Origin of the sequence: Planifilum fimeticola, from assembly GCF_003001905.1 — a bacterium.
GTDB lineage: Bacteria > Bacillota > Bacilli > Thermoactinomycetales > DSM-44946 > Planifilum > Planifilum fimeticola.
This window is the reverse complement of sequence record NZ_PVNE01000023.1, coordinates 44,193-61,546: the sequence shown is the minus strand read 5'-3', so window position 1 is coordinate 61,546 and position 17,354 is coordinate 44,193. Positions and strand designations below refer to the sequence as shown.

Sequence of the window (17,354 nt, the reverse complement as noted above, 5' to 3'; positions counted from 1 at the left end):
AGCCATCCAAGCATACATCCGTTGGCGCAACAAAAACAAACATCACGAAGCCATCTTAAAAGAACAAAACAAGATCAAGGTTGCCTGAAGGGGCACTAGCTACGCGGTGAAAGAGGCCGTCCCCGGTGCCGAAGGGGGCGGCTCCCCCTTTCCATCCTTTACTTATTTGACGTCGCTGCTTCATCATCTTAAACATCCGGGAGGGATGGATGAGTGAAATGTTTGTTTTCCACGCAGATCACCAAGATCGGGAATATGGTGGATTCCCTGATCCAAGAAAAAATGATGGTCATTTTTGATGAGGATGCGCCAGAAGAGCTGCATGACATGTCCATTCTCCACACCAAGTCGCCCTGCTTTGAATCGGTCCGGAGCGGAGATTACCTGGTGATTGGCGATCAATCCTTCCGGGTGACCAGCGTGGGGGAGAAAGTGAATGAAACCCTCCGGGAGTTGGGACACTGCACCATCAAGTTTGAAGGAAAGGACAGGTCCGAGCTCCCTGGGATTCTCCAGGTGGAAGCAAGTGAACCCGTCCTGGAGCTGCATGCTCCCTTGATGTTTGTCCGCAAATAAATACTATGGGGGTGGGGAGAGATTGCTGGGGTTAAAACGGAGGTTGAAAGAGTACGAGATGGAAGGAAACTGCATCCGGGTCGGGTTGATCGGCGCCGGACAGATGGGGCGGGGGCTGATTTCCCAGGTTGAAAAAATCGCCGGCATGGAAGTGGTGATCACCGCCGACATCGTCCCGGAGCGTGCCGAGACGGCTTATCGGAAGGCGGGAGTTCCTTCCTCCTCGATTTTGAGGACGGACGATCCGGAAAAGGCGGAAAGGTGGATCGCTTCGGGGGGATGGGTGGTCACTCGGGATGGGAATATGGCGGTGCAACTGGATTCGGTCGATGTGGTGGTCGACGCCACCGGCATCCCGGAGGTGGGGGCGGAGATCGCCTGGCACGCCATTCTGAACCGGAAGCACATCGTCTTGCTCAACGTGGAAGCCGATGTTACCGTCGGCCCTCTGCTGAAGAAAATGGCCGATGTTGCCGGGGTCGTATATACGGGAACCGCCGGGGATGAACCCGGGGCGATCATGGAGCTCTATGATTTCGCCTCAAGCCTCGGCTTTGAAGTGATCGCCCTGGGGAAAGGGAAAAACAATCCCCTGGACGTTTACGCCACCCCCGACGGTGTGGCCGATGAGGCGCGGCGGAAGGGAGTCAATCCGAAGATGCTCGCCTCCTTCCGAGACGGCACCAAGACGATGGTGGAAATGACTGCCGTGTCCAATGCGACGGGCTTTTTGCCCGATGTTCCCGGAATGCACGGGCCCAAAGCAACCTTGGATCGCCTTCCCCGCCTGTTTTCACTGCGGGAGGAGGGCGGAATCCTTCACCGCAAGGGGATCGTGGATTACGTGGACGGAGTGGCCCCGGGGGTTTTTGCCGTCATCACGACGGACAATCCGGAGGTCCACGATCAGCTGAAGTATCTCAAGATGGGGGACGGTCCCCATTACGTGCTCTACCGGCCCTACCATCTGACCAGTCTGGAAACCCCCATTTCCGTCGCCCGGGCCTTTTTTCATCAGGAACCGACCATCGCTCCCTGCTGCGGGTCGGTCTCCGAGACGGTCGCGGTGGCCAAGAAAGATCTGCAGCCCGGAGAGGCGTTGGACGGGATCGGGGGGTATACCGTTTACGGCCGAATCCTTTCTGCTGAGGAGCAGCGAAGGGAGAGGGCGTTGCCCATCGGATTGGTGGGCGCCAACGTTCGGATGAAACGGAGGGTCAAAAAGGGAGAGATTTTGACCTATGACGATGTGGAATGCGAAGAGAGAAACCGGATATGGATTCTTCGCGAATTCATGGAAAAGGACGGTCAATAGATGATCGTTTCTGCCGGAAGAAGGTATGCCTATGGATAGGTGGAGCGACAAGCGGCAAATGGTCCGGATCGCCAAGATGTATTACTTTCAGGGGCTGACGCAGTCGGAGATCGCGAATAAAGTGGGAATCTCCCGGCCGATCATCTCCAAGCTGCTTCAGAAGGCAAGGGAGAGCGGGATCGTGGAGATTGTCATCAAGGACGATACCCTCCGCACCGTGGATTTGGAGCAGAAGTTGGAATCGGAGTTTCCGCTGAAGGAAGCGTTGGTGGTCCCCGTCGATGATCCGGACAACGAGGAGATCAACAAGCGCAACGTGGGGAAGGCCGCCGGCCAATTTCTGTTGCGGCAGCTCAAGAAGGTGAAGCGCCTGGGCATTTCCTGGGGGACCACCCTGAACCACATGGTCCGGGAAATCCCCTTTGTGAATCACGAGAGGATCAAAATATTGCCCCTCGTTGGAGGAATTGGACGAAGTCATATCGAAATTCATGCTAATCAGCTGGCCTACGAGCTGTCCAAAAAATTGAACTGTGAATGCGAATTCCTGTACGCGCCCGCAGTAGCGGAATCCGTTCGCTTGAAACAGGAGCTGATGAGCTCCGCGGAGATCCACCACCTGTTGGAAGAGGCGAAACGGGTGGATTTGGCCGTGGTGGGGATCGGCAACCCCCTCCGTTCCACCATGGTCAAAATGGGGTATTTAAATAAGGAGGATCTCGATGACCTGCGAAGACACGGCGCGGCCGGAGACATCAATTCCCGATTTATCGACGCCGAGGGAAGGGAGCTCTCCATTCCCTTGACGGAGAGGACCATCGGGATCGAATTGACTCCCCTGCGCCGCATTCCCACCGTGATCGGTGTGGCTTCGGGAATCGACAAGGTCCAGGCGATATTGGCCTCCCTGAGAGGGCAATATATGAATGTGCTCGTGACCGACGAGGCAACCGCAAAACAAGTCTTGATCCATCATCAGCGGTCATTCAACCCGACCGGCTGACGGGGGGTGAGAGGATGGAATTTCAAGAGTTGCAGACCGAGTTGTACTGCATCAAGTGCGAAGAAAACGAAATGCATGTCCTAACCTACTTGAATCAACGCCTGTACAAAGCGCGATGCGAAGGTTGCGGTCACGAGTTGTTCATTTCGCCCGATCCCCGCAAAGTGCTCTACGATGAATTTCTACAACGGATCGTGACCAAACCGGAGAGGATTTCCAGAGAACTGAAGGAAAATCCGCGCCGGATCGTCACTTTGCCTTATCGGGTGATCAGCAAACCCTACCGGATGTACAAAGAGATGCAGGGACTTCGCCAATTCATCGCCCAGGGAAAAAGCCGGAACGGCTCAAAGATCAGTTAAAGGCACCGGGATGGTGCCTTTTTCTGTTGGCGGTATCGGGCGTTGGGGCGGACCGAAAGGGTTCCGGTTTTTTGGGAAGCGTTCCGGGAGTATATTTGTTTTCCGTTCCGTCAAGGATCGATAAGGAATGGGTGTTGCACCTCAGACGGAGAGGAAAACGAATGGGTCGACGGAAGATTCGAGAAGAAGAATTAGCCAGAGGATTAAACGATCGTCATATCCAGTTGATTGCCATCGGAGGGGCCATCGGAGTCGGCCTTTTTTTGGGTTCGGCGCAGGCGATCCAATTGGCGGGACCCGCAATCCTTCTTGCCTATGCCATCGGCGGGATGATCATGTTTTTCTTGATGAGGGCACTGGGCGAGCTTGCGCTGTATAAGCCCGTCGCCGGATCCTTCAGTACCTATGCGAGCGAGTTTATCGCTCCTTGGGTTGGATTTGTTACGGGATGGAATTACTGGATTGTGTGGGTCGTCACAGGGATGGCGGAAATCACTGCCGTGGGGGTGTATGTTCGCTACTGGTTCCCGGAAATTCCCCAATGGATCCCCGCTTTGGGAGCGCTTTTGGGAGTCTACATCATCAATATCATCGCCGTAAAGCTGTTCGGCGAGTTCGAATTCTGGTTTGCCATGATCAAAGTGGTGACGATCATCGCGCTGATTGTCATCGGCTTGGTCATCATGTTCACGGGGTGGGGAAATGGAGGTCAAATCGTCGGTTTCTCCAACCTGTGGACACACGGGGGGTTTGTGCCCCACGGGGTGACGGGGATCTTATTGTCGTTGCAAATGGTGATGTTCAGTTTTTTGGGGATGGAATTGATAGGGGTTACCGCCGGTGAAGCGAAGGATCCCGAAATCACCCTGCCCAGGGCCATCAACGCCACGATTTGGCGAATACTCCTTTTCTACATCGGTGCGTTGGCGGTCATCCTGTCCCTGTACCCGTGGAACATCATCGACGGGAACACCAGTCCCTTCGTGTTGACCTTCGCCAAAGTGGGGATCCCGGCGGCCGCGGGCATTATCAACTTTGTGGTGTTAACGGCCGCTTTGTCTTCCTGTAACAGCGGTGTATTCAGCACCGGACGGATGATTTACACATTGGCGGTTCATGGCCAGGCGCCGCAAATGTTTTCCCGCTTAAGCTCCCGCAAAGTGCCCGTCCGGGGGCTCACCTTGTCCGCAGTGGTGATGCTGATCGGGGTGCTGCTCAACTATGTCATTCCGGAAAAAGCGTTTATCTACATTACAAGCGTGGCCACTTTCGGAGCCTTGTGGACGTGGGGAATCATCGTTTACGCCCATTTGAATTATCGGCGAAAAAGGGGCGTCCAGGTTGAATTCAAAATGCCCGGGTATCCCTATACGAACTGGATCACCCTGCTCTTCATGGTGATGGTGGCCGTCCTTTTGGGCTTCAACAGTGAGACGCGGATTGCTTTGATCGTCGGGCCGATCTGGATACTTATTCTGATTGTCAGTTACCAGTTTGTGAAGAAATATCATCGCGATGGATCGAGGCCCGGTTCGTGAAGGTGCTTTTGTGAGAACGACAAAGCAGGAAAAGGGCGGAGAAAGCTTTTGCCTTTCTCCGCCCTTTTTGTTTTCCGATCGGCGGGCTCCGGTGAAAACCCCTGGATGCTGGCGATCGGTGTAACGAATTTGGGGAAAAAAGAGACAAAACACCATGGAAAAGGAGGTGTTCCAATCTCGGCGGAGAACATAGGATAGACGAAAGATACGTCCTGCAACCTGCTGTTGCCCACCGCGGGACGATCAAATCTCCGGGAAGGAATGCTATTTCCAGGTACACCTGGACGGACACGTTGTTCGGAAATTTCAAGGCCGTGCTTTTGATGTGATCACCGTTGAAAAAGGAGGGAGGGGCGTTCGGATGAGCCGGGAGGAGCTGAGGGATTCGAAAAACGTGATCCCCATGATATTGTTTGTAACCATATTTCCTTCCCTGTTCGTTACGCTCTTTTTTTCCATCAGGGGCGATATCCGGGAGGACAAACACGACAGAGAGCCGCACGAAGTGGTGGTGATGCTCGAAAACGCCTTTCTGCAGCGCAACGGGGCTCTGATCAAACGGCTTGCGGCGCCTGAATACGCCAAGCAGGCGGCAGATACCCTCGACATCCCCCTGACGCAGGGAAGCCAAAACAACCGAACGCTCCCGGATAACTGGGTGATGGAAGAGTACAAAATCGATGAAAACCATTACCTCTATCATCTGACGTGGGTGGATGAGACGGAACATATCCGGGACTATCTGCGGGTGAAAAGAATAAACGATGAGTGGCGGGCGAACGAACTCCACCCCGAGCGGTTTGAGCAAGAAATCAAGGGGATAAAGCCCCGGATCATCCGGGGGAACAAGGAGTGAATGTTCCTCCGCAATAGGAACCTCTCATCGAAGAAATTATCCTCCGGATATCATTCGCATGTTATGGGTCCGGCACAGGTATATAATCGCAGCCGGGCCGCTTTACATATAAGGAAGGGATTTTTCGTGAGAATCGATATCGAAAGCATCATGCCGCTTGCGTCCGTTATTCTAATTCCCCTTCTAATCTGCCTGATTCCTTTCCGGGAAATGTCCGTTGACTATTTGCTGTCGATCCAAGGTATCGGAAATATTGCTCTTGGGATCCCGTTTGGATTCGGACTGCCGTTTCTCGTTGAAAGTGATTTCAGGTCCATTTTGCGGCGGGGACTATTTTTTACGCTTTCGATCGAGCTTGTGCAGTTGGTGATTTCCTTATCGTACGGATTTCCCTACAGAACCGTTGACATCAACGATGTGATGTTGAACCTTTCGGGTGTAATGATCGGATTTGCGCTGTTTTGCTTTTTCTCCAGGTTTGCTGCCGGTGTCCGTAGGCAGGGGAGATGCGTTACAGAAGCAAAGCGAGACAATCAAAGCAGGGCTGAGTAAAAATGCAGGGTTGATGAGAAAAATACCGCGGAATGCATTTTCTCTTCAGAAGCATTGGGTCACCGTAAGACGGAAAAACGGGAAGTGCGGGCCTTTGCCTGTGATTGCACCCGCTTAGAAACGGAATAACAACAACACCATTCATTTATATCGGCAAAGAAGCAATGTCCATGGAGAGGGGTCGAAGGGACGCCCTTCTTGGGGATCTTGAAACGGTTCCTGCCGGATGAACCGCGGTTGGTATCAGACCTTGTGGGATGCGATGCTGATATAATCCACGAACAATGTGCCGCTGGCCAGCAGGAAGACGACGGAGAGCATCGCCGTTCCCCGGGGAGGCGTCGGCACGATGGAAAAGTAGGGGTACCAGCTTTTGGTTCGGCGGGGAGGCCGGACGAGCAAGGGTGTGGAGTTGATGATCCGGCGGTTTTTGTCCAGATAGGCGACGGTCGCATAAATTTCTGCTCGGTTTGACGGCGGCGTCACATTGAGAAGGCGGAAGTAGAGGTAGTAGGCGCATCCCCGTTCAAAGGGACCGGAAACCGTTTGTTTCAACGCGGCGGGCAATTTTGGCATTGCGCTCATATAAAGAGAATAATCCCCCGGTCGCAACAGATTTTTCATCCGGCGAATCCGGGTTCCCGTCCAGGGCGCGATCCCCCTCGTAAATCCCCCGTTTTTGAGCAAATTCTTACCGGAACAGGCCATGTTCTTGCCCCTTTCCTCTTCAGTTCATATATTGTATGGCTTTGATATATCGCTTGTTCAAGCGCATGGTGGGGGAGACGGTAAATAGGCGGGGAATGACTTCATCGAGGAAGGGACAGAGTCCGGAGACGTTGTGAGTTTTTCGCGTCCGAACGCCCCGGAACAGGGGCAATAAGCAATTCAAGGCGGTTTCCGGTTTTTTTGCAATAAATTTAGGGATTGATGTGGAAAGCATGTCGTGATTCCCATATTATTTAAATCGGATCCGTTGCATCCCGATAGGACGATTTTTATATTTCCGGAAAAGATGGTAGCATCATCCGTTTGAGGGAAATTCCATGGCCGGCATCGGATCCCCTGATGCACGGAAACGGACCTACGATAGAACACGTAGCAAAGGTGAAAAAGCGATGATCACTGTGATTGGCGACATGATGCTGGATATCCTCGTCCGACAGGATACCGTCCATTATGCGACCGACTCAGAAGGGGATGTCGACCTCCGTGCGGGAGGGCAGGGCGGCAATGTAGCGGCATGGATTGCGGCGTGCGGAGAGCAGAGCCACCTGATCGGCAAGGTGGGGGATGATCCCTTCGGCGCTTATCTGATCGGGGAAGCCGAGAAACGGGGAGTGAAATGCTCCGTCACGCCCCATCCCGGTGAGAAGACCGGCAGGATTCTCGTGATGGTGGATCGGAACGGGGAACGATCCATGATCGTGGACCGGGGAGCAAATCGGTTGCTCAGCGAGGCGGACATTCAGGGAATCGAAGACAGCCGGCTGCTCTATATTTCCGGTTACACCTTCTACGTGAAGGAGACCCGGGACGCCGCCCAATACGCCAAAAGGGAAGCGGGAAGGCGGGGAATTCCCGTCGCCGTCGACCCGAGTTCGCTGTATCATCTCAGGTTTGAAAAAACGGGATTTATATCCTTTTTGGAAGGTACCACCTTTCTTTTTCCGAACTACGAAGAAGGGAAGGCTCTTACGGGAGAGGAAGAGCCGGCGAGGATTGTGGAATCGCTTCGTCGGTGGGTTCCTCATCCCGTACTCAAACTGGGTGAAAAGGGCTGCATGCTGTTTGCGGACGGAATCATCGTTCACGTTCCGGCTCCATCGGCGGAGCCCGTCGATTCAACGGGGGCCGGCGATGCCTTTGCCGGGGCGTTTATGGCCGAATATCAAAGGACAAGCTCCGTTTTGAAAGCGGCCCAATACGCTGTGGGGGTCGCGGCCCGGGTGGTTCAACGCGTCGGCGGCCAGCCCGAAATCAAATGAGTGGCCGGCGGGCTTAAGTCAAGGTGTCTGCCTCAGTGGGCTCAGAGCGTGTATTCCCGGGGGATCGGCTCTTTTTTCGCCGGAGCGGATAGGCCGGAATAAGAGACAAACTCTGGGAATCTATTTATTAGAATTTCGTATTTTTAGTGACACGAAGGTATTGCAATCCGTCTGACATTCGCTTATTATTAAGCCAAACCCTTGACGGGGTCAATTTCTTTCGTTGAAAGGGGGCGAAAGGGGGATAGAATCCGTTTCTGGTGGAGCCGGTCAAAGGATGTTGTCGGATGGGGCGCAGTTGACGTTCTCATGGACGATGCCAATCTCGCGCATCTTGTCGCTGATGGCTTGATGGGACTTATTTGTTGATTGCATAGCGAGAAGAAGACGCAGGAATTCTTCACCCATGATGATTTGAACCAGGCGCTGAAATGGACGTGAAGATGTCGAAAAAGAAAATCTTCTATCAATGGCTCCAGATATTAAAGGAGGAAAAATTGTAGGTGAATACGAAAGATTCCAAACCCTTTAACCGGGAAAAGGCTTTTTTAGGAAAGCACAAAGGGATTGCCGTTCTGGCCGTAATTGCGGTTTTGGCGATTGTCGGGACATCCATTGCGTTTGCTGCAGCGGACGGACCCGAGGATGTGGTCCGCAAGTTCGAGGAAGCGGTACATAACAACGATGTGGACGTTCTGGAGAAGATCGTGTCGCCGGACGACGAACGGATGGAAATCGATCGCGAGCGCCTCGCCCAGTTTCTTCAGCTGATGCATAAGGACAGGGGTTACCGGGAGGCGACCATGTCCCTGCTGCATTCCCAATTGGCAATGTATCAGTCTGATGGAAATGAGATTTACGGATCGGATGCATTGGCCTGGGTGGATTATTACTTGAAGAAGGAGGAAGGGGTCCTGTTCGATTCCTATTCTATCGGCGTTCGCCCGTACTTCCTGCACATCAAGACAAATAAATCGGGCGGGACGGTGAAAGTGGATGGAGAGACGGTTCTCACTTCCAAAGAGGGAGACGCCAAGATGCTGGGGCCGTTGATGCCCGGGGAATACGAAGTCGAAGGCACGAAGAAATATTCCTATGCGGTGGTGAAAAGTGCCAAGAAGGTAAAACTGTTTGCCCGTGAGGATGGGCAGGCGGAAGTGCAGGTGGATTTGACCGGCGAGTATATCCAACTGAGGTCCGGCTTCAAGGATACCCGGGTGATTGTCAATGGAAAACCGATCAATAAAACGGTCGAGGAAGTCAGCAAGTTCGGGCCGGTATCTCGGGACGGTTCGATCACCCTTCAGGGAGAGGGGGAATTTCCCTGGGGCACGTCCAGAAGCGACAAAATCAAAGTGGCCGAGAACATGATCGCCGTGGATCTTACTCCCAAGCCCTACGCGGACAAAAAAGGCAGGGACCGGATTGTGAAGACGATCAACACCTTTTTCAAGGAATGGTTCGCGGCAAAGCAAAGGCAGGACGCTTCCATCCTGACCGTCGCGGGGGACGATCTAAAAAGGGAGCTGGTCAGGGACATCGAGACCAAAAAGTCTTTGGTGGAATCCTGGGGGAAAGAACCGTTCAACGGTGTTGTCCTGGGAACGAGGATCGACTTTGACGGTCTGAGGTTAGAATACACGGACGATCATTATGTGGTCCAAATCCCGGTGGAGTTACATTCGAGGCACAATGACTACCCCGGGGAGAAGATGCGAGAGGAATTTGATGAGAGATGGTTGGTGCTCCGTTACGATGAGAACGGGAAACGGTGGCTGGTTCATTCCGAGGAAATTTTGATGGGGGATTATTTCAAGGGAAAAAACACGGTCAAAACCGAATTTAAGTGAGCTTGCCGGGGAACCTTCCCCGGTTTTTGTTTTCCATTGCCGCAGCCTCTCGAATCGTCGGAACTGTCAGGGTGTCTTTCGGATAACACCCTACATTAAAGATGAAGAGGGTATTCGGAAATTTATGGAGAAGTAAAGGATGTTAAGTCGTCGTGTTCCCAGCGCGCGACAAAGAGAAGAGAGATTGAGGCCGCGAACACGATTCCCCCATGGCTATTGAGCTGACGGCTCCATTTCAGTGAAAGGAAAAGAGACTTTATGGAAACCTATGAACTGGAAGTATCCAAGATGATCAAAGCCGATCCGGAACGGGTATACCGTGTATTGTCTGATTACCAAAACGAACATCCCAACATTTTACCGAAACCCTACTTTTCCAATGTCGAAGTGGAAAGGGGCGGCATCGGAGCGGGGACGGTCGTAAAGGTTCAAATGAAAGTGATGGGTACGGTTCAACATTTCCGATTGACGGTATCGGAACCCCGGCCGGGAAGAGAAATCCGCGAGGAGGACCCCGAAGCCGGAATCAAGACGATTTTTACCTTGGAGCCCGGCCCGGATCGTGATCGTTGTCAAGTAACCTTGAAAACCCTTTGGCAAAAGAAAAAGGGAATGAGAGGTCTGTTGGAGAGACTGCTCAATCCACTGATTATCCGACCCATCTATGTAAAGGAACTGAATCTGTTGGAAGCCTATTGCGAAGAAAAGCTAACTTAAGCGATTAAAAGAAAGTTGAGAATTCATCCATCGCATAGTCCAGACGTTGTAGAGTCATCAACTTTCTATCAATGATCTTACAATCCCTGAACATGTCGGGAATCTTCCCTGGTTTTTGATTTCAGTTGTTGTAGATGCTTTCGAAAACAGCGAGGACAAGCACATGTGTTGGTTTAAGATATATATCTAACCATTCGTAGCAGTTAAATCCTATAGATCCGCAAAATATTTAGTACTTCATGTCTATTCTACAAATATCACAAAATTAAATATTGATTTGAATTCAAAAGGGCAATATACTGAAAATAGTTAAGGATTTACAAAAGAGAACCATTTGCACACGTCCCATTATTTTTTTCCATCTAGTTAAGCGCTTTCCTAACATTTGTGATTGAGCTACCGGACAGCGAGCTTTACAGTTGCCGTCATTGAATCAAACTTCGGAGGAGAGAGCCAAGTTGGTTTATTTTTCTGTTTTGTCTTTCGTCCTGATTATCGCTGCAGTCTGGTTCTTTGCCTACAAAAAGAGCCGTGTCGTGGATAATACCAGCTCAGAGGGATACTTTCTCGGCGGTCGAAGTTTGACAGCGGTTACAATCGCGGGTTCAATTCTCATGACCAATCTGTCCACGGAGCAAATCGTCGGACAGAACGGCCAAAGTTATATGTCCGGGATGGAAGTGATGGCCTGGGAGGTCACTGCTGCAATCGCCATTGTTATGTTGGCGCTTGTATTTTTGCCGAAGTATCTGAAGTATGGTGTGGATACGATTTCCGACTTTATTGAAAGGCGCTATGATACAACCACAAAGAGGATTGTTTCTGTTCTGTTTATTTTTACTTATATGATTTCCTTTTTGCCGGTGGTCTTGTATTCGGGATCGCTCGTTTTCAACAAGATTTTCAATGTGAGTGAGGCAATGGGGATTGATCAGCTGATGGCTGTCGCCCTCATTGCTGCGGCTATAGGGATTATCGGCCTCCTGTATTTGCTCATGGGTGGGTTGTCGTTGGGGGCTTTCAGTGATGCCGTCTATGGAATCGGTTTGTTGATCGGCGGGCTGTCCATCCCGGTGTTGGGGCTGATGATTCTGGGTGATGGGAGTTTGCTTGGAGGCCTTGATGTTGTCAGAACTAATACGCCGGAAAAGTTGAACTCAATCGGAGCCATCGACTCCGACATCGTTCCCTGGCCCACGCTATTCTTCGGCATGTTCTTCAACAATCTGTTTTACTGGTGTACAAACCAGATGATTATTCAGAAGACATTGGCCGGAAGAAACCTGAAAGAAGGCCAGAAAGGAGCTATGTATGTCGGTTTTTTCAAGATTATAGGTGCCCTGTTCTTGGTATTTCCGGGGATTGTCGCATATAACATATTCGGAGATTCGCTTTCCAATCCCGATGATGCTTATCCCAGCTTGCTCACCGCAGTGTTGCCCGAATGGGCTTACGGCATTTTTGGTGCTGTCATTTTTGGCGCGATTCTGAGTTCCTTCGTAGGTGCTTTGAATGCCACGGCAACCTTGTTCACATTGGATTTTTACAAGCCTTTACTCAGAAAAAATGCGACGGACAAACAAGTGGCAAGAGCAGGGAAGATTGTAACCGTGATCGTCGGTACGGTGTCGATACTAATCGCCCCCTTGATTTCGTTTGCCCCTGCCGGGCTGTACCATGTCGTACAGCAATTTAACGGTTTGTACAGCATGCCGCTTTTGGCAATTGTCGTCCTCGGTTTTTATTCGAAGTATGTAAGCGCATTCGGTGCCAAAGTAACTTTTATTTTCCACGTTGTGGCCTATGCACTTGCGAGTTTCTTCTTGTCTCACATTCATTACCTTTACACATTGAGTGTTCTGTTTTTGGTGGACGTGTTCATCCTGTGGATGATTGGAAGAATCAAACCGCTTGAACAACCCTTCGAGTTTCAGGAAGGGCATCATAAAGTGGATCTAACCCCGTGGAAACATGTCAGATGGGTTAGCGCTCTGGTCGTGATCACTGTTCTTGCGACATACCTGACTTTTTCTCCCCTGGGACTTGCCAAATAATTATTGACTGACCAAACAGATCAAGGGGGCGGATCTGATGAAAAGAATCACGGTTGGAGTAGTCGGAGCAGGAAGGATCGGGAAGTTGCATATAAACAATATAAAAAACATGCCTCATGTCAGGTTGAAAACAGTTTCCGATATTTATGCCGAGGGTCTGAAAGACTGGTTTATGACAAGCGGCGCGGAGAAGTTGACTGAAGATTATCGGGAACTGGTAAACGACCCTGAAATTGATGCCGTGTTTATCTGCACATCCACCGATACGCATGTGGAGATCATCCTGGAGGCAGCCAATGCCGGAAAACATATTTTTTGCGAGAAGCCGATCAGCTTTTCCGAGGAAGAGACACTGAAAGCGTATGAAGCCGTGCAAAAAGCAGGGATCAAGTTTCAGGTGGGATTTAACAGGAGATATGACAGAAACTTTTACAAAGTAAAACAGTTGGTGGAAGAGAAGATTATCGGGGACTTGCATGTTTTGAAAATCACCTCAAGGGATCCGAACCCCCCTTCGTTGGACTATGTGTCGAGGTCAGGAGGCATTTTCATGGATATGACCATCCATGATTTTGACATGGCACGCTACATTTCGGGTTCGGAAGTAGAAGAAGTGTATGCTCAGGGAGCTACTTTGATTGATCCGAAGATAGGTGAGCTGGGTGATGTGGATACGGCGATCATTACACTGAAATTTGCAAATGGCGCGATGGGGGTCATCGACAACAGCCGTCAAGCAGTATACGGATATGATCAGCGCCTTGAAGCCTTCGGTTCCAAGGGGTCGGCACAAGTGAACAATGAGACCGAATCCCGAGTGGATCTGTTGTCGAAAAACGGGGTAACGGGAGACAATCCGCTGTATTTCTTCCTGGAAAGATACAATGATGCGTTTATCAGGGAAGTGGAAGAGTTTTTGGATGCGATCATGTACAACAAGGAAATCAGAACCACCTTCAAAGATGGGATTATGGCGCAGAGGATCGCCCAAGCCGCCAAAGAATCCTTGGAAAGCCGACGGCCGGCATCGGTTGAGATCCTGGATTGAGGTGATGACGTTGTTCGGAATTTGTTTTAAGCGCTTTACGTCAGGGGTGGAAAGGGTGGGAAGCGATGCCTGATCTGCATTTGAAGCCGCACGATCCGGATCAGGACGGCAAAATCTTGAGCGTCACGCCGGAATCGGCGGGATGGAAGTATGTGGGGTTTGAGGTTTACTCCTTGAAAAAGGGCCAACGGCTCAAGAGGGAAACCGGAAAAAATGAAGTATGTCTCGTTTTGTTGTCCGGGAAAGCGACGGTTCGAACCGGCAGAAAACGCTTTCAAGAGATCGGCAAGCGGATGAGCGTGTTCGAAAAAATCCCCCCTTATTCGGTTTACATTCCCAACGATGACCGCTACGAAGTTGAAGCGCTGACCGATCTGGAACTTGCCGTATGCATGGCTCCCGGCAAGGGAACCTACGAGGCTCGTTTGATTCCGCCGGAGGATGTCAGGCAGTCCGATCGCGGTTCCGGAAAAATGTACCGAAGGATCCATGACATCCTGCCGGAGGACAATGAAGCTGACAGCCTCCTGGTGGTCGAAGTATTTACACCCGATGGCAACACGTCGAGTTATCCGCCCCACAAGCATGATCGAGATAATCTTCCGCATGAGTCCTATTTGGAAGAAACCTATTATCACGAACTGAATCCCAGGCAGGGGTTTGCATTTCAGCGGATTTACAACGACGATCGTTCCCTGGATGAGACGATCTGCGTTGAAAACCGCGATGTGGTCCTTGTTCCGGAGGGCTACCATCCCTTTACCGCTGTGCCCGGATATGAATCATACTATTTGAATGTCATGGCCGGACCGGTCAGAACGTGGAAATTCCGGAATGCACCGGAACATGAATGGCTCTTTGAGAAATGAAGTCGGGGTTTTTGAGTTAAAGTTAAGCGCTTACTCTCAGCAAGGATCCAGACCTGTGCCAAAGCGGATCAATTGAGCGCAAAAGCGAAGGAGGATCATGGTGGTTAACTTAAATCTCAAGACGGATCGACCGCTTGATCTGATTGCCGTTGGCCGACTTGCTATCGACCTGAACGCTGAGCAGATCAATCGTCCCATGGAAGATACTTTGTCCTTTAGAAAATATGTTGGTGGTTCACCGGCCAATATTGCTATCGGCGCTGCGCAACTTGGACTTCAGTGCGGTTTTATCGGTAAGGTTTCCAACGACCAGATGGGACGGTTCATCTTGGGCTTTCTGAAAGAGAAAAACATTGATACGTCGGGAGTCGTGGTGGATCAAACTGGAGCCGTTACCGGGCTTACTTTTACAGAAATCAAGAGCCCGCAGGATTGCAGCATATTGATGTACCGGGACAACGTGGCCGATTTGAAGCTGGATCCCTCGGAGGTTTCTGAGGACTATATCAAAAAGACGAAAGCGATGCTGATCTCCGGAACAGCTTTGTCTGCGAGCCCGTCTCGTGAAGCCGTTTTTCTCGCTTTGGAATATGCCCGCAAATATGATGTCATCGTGTTTTTTGACCTCGATTACCGTCCCTATACCTGGATCTCCGACAAGGAGACCGCCATCTACTACAATCTGGCGGCGGAAAAATGCGATGTGATCATCGGGACAAGAGACGAATTTGATATGTTGGAGCAGTTTGAAAGGGAAAAGAAGACGGATCAGGAAATAGCAAGGAAATGGTTCGGCCATCGTGCAAAAATCGTGGTGATCAAGCACGGGTCTCAAGGTTCGATCACCTATACCAAGGATGGCCGTTCCTATACCGGCGGTGTTTTCAAGACTAAAGTATTGAAAACATTTGGCGCCGGAGACGGTTATGCGTCCGCATTTATCTACGGACTGTTAAAAGGTTGGGAAATTTCGCGAGCCATCGAGTATGGCAGCGCTTCGGCGGCGATTGTCATCTCCAGGCACAGCTGTTCCGAAGCCATGCCGACGAAGGCGGAGTTGGATCAGTTTGTCAAGACGGCCGAAAAGGTGAATCCGTGATGGAACGAGCGCACGAAGCATCATTTCAGCAGGAGGTTTTAACATGGCAAATACCGCTGTGAAGACCCTGAAAAACTATATCAACGGAGAGTGGGTAGAATCCCGATCCGGAAAAACCGAAGACGTATACAATCCGGCGACGGGTGAAGTCATCGCCCGTGTCCCGATTTCCAGCACCGAAGAAGTGGACGAAGCCGTCCGAGCCGCAAAAGCTGCCTTTGAAACATGGAAAAGGGTCGCCGTTCCCAAGAGGGCCCGCATTCTGTTCAAATATCATCAATTGCTGGTGGAGCATTGGGATGAGCTGGCCAAACTGATCACAGTGGAAAACGGAAAAAATTTGAAGGAAGCAAAGGGTGAGGTGCAACGGGGCATTGAGAACGTCGAATTTGCGGCCGGAGCCCCCTCCCTGATGATGGGGGACAACCTGGCCGCCATCGCAACGGATCTGGAATCGGCCGTGTACCGCTATCCGGTGGGTGTGATCGGAGGGATTACGCCGTTCAACTTTCCCATGATGGTGCCGTGCTGGATGTTCCCGATGGCGATTGCCCTCGGCAACACCTTTGTATTAAAGCCTTCGGAGCGCACACCTCTGACCGCCAATTACCTGGCCGAGCTGGCGGAAGAGGCCGGTTTCCCCAAAGGGGTTTTCAACATCGTTCACGGCGCCCATGATGTGGTGAACGGATTGATCGATCATCCGGACGTGGCCCGGATCTCTTTTGTGGGTTCGCAGCCGGTGGCGGAATATGTTTACAAGCGGGCGACGGCAAATATGAAAGGAGTTCAGGCGCTTGCCGGGGCCAAAAACCACTCGATTGTGCTGAGAGATGCCAACCTGGACCACGCCGCTACCCAGATTCTGAATGCGGCATTCGGGTCGGCCGGTGAACGCTGTATGGCGGCGGCGGTCGTCACGGTGGAAGAAGCGGTGGCCGATTCGTTTATCGCCAAGCTGGTGCAGAAAGCGGACAACATCACCATCGGCAACGGATTGGATGATGAGGTTTTTCTGGGGCCGGTCATCCGCGAGCAACATAAGAAGAGGACGCTGAAATACATTGAAGCGGGTGAAAAAGAAGGTGCCAAGCTGGTTCGCGACGGACGCAGGGACAAAGCGGCACAAGAGAAAGGATACTTTGTAGGGCCGACCATTTTCGACCATGTTACCACCGATATGAAGATATGGAAGGATGAAATTTTTGCCCCGGTCCTCTGCATTGTGCGGGTCAAGGATCTCGATGAAGCCATTCAGGTGGCCAATCGGTCGCGCTTTGCCAATGGAGCCTGCATTTTCACCAGGGACGGGGGAGCGGTGCGCAAATTCCGGGAAAACATCGATGCGGGCATGCTCGGCGTCAATATCGGCATTCCGGCTCCGATGGCCTTCTTCCCGTTCTCCGGCTGGAAGGATTCCTTCTACGGTGATCTGCATGCCAACGGCAAAGACAGCATCGAATTTTACACCCGGAAAAAAGTGATCACCAGCCGCTGGGTGTGAACCATATCCGATTTTGAGAGTAG

16 protein-coding genes are annotated in these 17,354 nt (G+C 51.4%); 15 read left to right on the top strand and 1 reads right to left on the bottom strand.

All coding sequences use genetic code 11. The annotated features are described in order from the left end of the window. The first annotated feature begins 213 nt into the window (after positions 1 to 213). From CLV97_RS13310 to CLV97_RS13280, 7 genes are all read left to right on the top strand, one after another. Positions 214 to 576 carry a PTS glucitol/sorbitol transporter subunit IIA gene (locus tag CLV97_RS13310; protein WP_106346019.1) on the top strand — a complete coding sequence of 121 codons (363 nt, stop codon included), beginning with the start codon at positions 214 to 216 and terminating at the stop codon, positions 574 to 576. A gap of 22 nt (positions 577 to 598) precedes the next feature. Next, positions 599 to 1,891, top strand: a complete 1,293-nt coding sequence (locus CLV97_RS13305; protein WP_106346018.1) for an NAD(P)H-dependent oxidoreductase — start codon at positions 599 to 601, stop codon at positions 1,889 to 1,891. A gap of 31 nt (positions 1,892 to 1,922) precedes the next feature. Continuing rightward, entirely contained in the window at positions 1,923 to 2,894 is a 972-nt protein-coding gene (locus CLV97_RS13300; protein WP_106346017.1) for a sugar-binding transcriptional regulator, read from the top strand. Positions 2,895 to 2,908: 14 nt separating this feature from the next. Beyond that, positions 2,909 to 3,256 (top strand): hypothetical protein, encoded by a 348-nt coding sequence (locus CLV97_RS13295; protein WP_106346016.1) that lies wholly within the window; start codon positions 2,909 to 2,911, stop codon positions 3,254 to 3,256. 161 nt (positions 3,257 to 3,417) lie between these two features. Further along, positions 3,418 to 4,794, top strand: coding sequence for an amino acid permease (locus CLV97_RS13290; RefSeq protein ID WP_106346015.1), 1,377 nt, complete (start codon positions 3,418 to 3,420; stop codon positions 4,792 to 4,794). 361 nt (positions 4,795 to 5,155) lie between these two features. Continuing rightward, the gene (locus CLV97_RS13285; RefSeq protein WP_106346014.1) at positions 5,156 to 5,650 is read left to right on the top strand and encodes a hypothetical protein; all 495 of its coding nucleotides are present in this window, start codon (positions 5,156 to 5,158) and stop codon (positions 5,648 to 5,650) included. Positions 5,651 to 5,776: 126 nt separating this feature from the next. Beyond that, the gene (locus tag CLV97_RS13280; protein WP_170070524.1) at positions 5,777 to 6,202 is read left to right on the top strand and encodes a VanZ family protein; all 426 of its coding nucleotides are present in this window, start codon (positions 5,777 to 5,779) and stop codon (positions 6,200 to 6,202) included. Positions 6,203 to 6,445: 243 nt separating this feature from the next. Here the strand turns inward: CLV97_RS13280 and CLV97_RS13275 are convergent, their stop codons facing one another. After that, positions 6,446 to 6,910: a hypothetical protein gene (locus CLV97_RS13275; RefSeq protein ID WP_106346012.1), complete on the bottom strand. Its 465-nt coding sequence runs from the start codon at positions 6,908 to 6,910 to the stop codon at positions 6,446 to 6,448. Positions 6,911 to 7,320: 410 nt separating this feature from the next. Between CLV97_RS13275 and CLV97_RS13270 the strand changes: the two genes are divergently transcribed. From CLV97_RS13270 to CLV97_RS13235, 8 genes are all read left to right on the top strand, one after another. Next, entirely contained in the window at positions 7,321 to 8,190 is an 870-nt protein-coding gene (locus CLV97_RS13270; protein WP_170070523.1) for a carbohydrate kinase family protein, read from the top strand. Between the two features lie 503 nt (positions 8,191 to 8,693). Further along, positions 8,694 to 10,040 (top strand): TcaA 3rd/4th domain-containing protein, encoded by a 1,347-nt coding sequence (locus tag CLV97_RS13265; RefSeq protein WP_106346010.1) that lies wholly within the window; start codon positions 8,694 to 8,696, stop codon positions 10,038 to 10,040. Between the two features lie 258 nt (positions 10,041 to 10,298). Then, a complete protein-coding gene (locus CLV97_RS13260; protein WP_106346009.1) occupies positions 10,299 to 10,757 on the top strand; it encodes an SRPBCC family protein in 459 nt (152 codons plus the stop codon). Between the two features lie 458 nt (positions 10,758 to 11,215). Further along, positions 11,216 to 12,811, top strand: a complete 1,596-nt coding sequence (locus CLV97_RS13255) for a solute:sodium symporter family transporter (RefSeq protein WP_106346008.1) — start codon at positions 11,216 to 11,218, stop codon at positions 12,809 to 12,811. A gap of 37 nt (positions 12,812 to 12,848) precedes the next feature. Further along, on the top strand, positions 12,849 to 13,859 hold the full coding sequence (iolG, locus tag CLV97_RS13250) for an inositol 2-dehydrogenase (RefSeq protein WP_106346007.1): 1,011 nt from the start codon (positions 12,849 to 12,851) through the stop codon (positions 13,857 to 13,859). Positions 13,860 to 13,924: 65 nt separating this feature from the next. Next, a complete protein-coding gene (gene iolB / locus CLV97_RS13245; RefSeq protein ID WP_106346006.1) occupies positions 13,925 to 14,728 on the top strand; it encodes a 5-deoxy-glucuronate isomerase in 804 nt (267 codons plus the stop codon). Between the two features lie 100 nt (positions 14,729 to 14,828). Continuing rightward, on the top strand, positions 14,829 to 15,827 hold the full coding sequence (iolC, locus tag CLV97_RS13240) for a 5-dehydro-2-deoxygluconokinase (RefSeq protein WP_425440575.1): 999 nt from the start codon (positions 14,829 to 14,831) through the stop codon (positions 15,825 to 15,827). 43 nt (positions 15,828 to 15,870) lie between these two features. After that, positions 15,871 to 17,331 carry a CoA-acylating methylmalonate-semialdehyde dehydrogenase gene (locus CLV97_RS13235; RefSeq protein WP_106346004.1) on the top strand — a complete coding sequence of 487 codons (1,461 nt, stop codon included), beginning with the start codon at positions 15,871 to 15,873 and terminating at the stop codon, positions 17,329 to 17,331. Positions 17,332 to 17,354 lie beyond the last annotated feature (23 nt).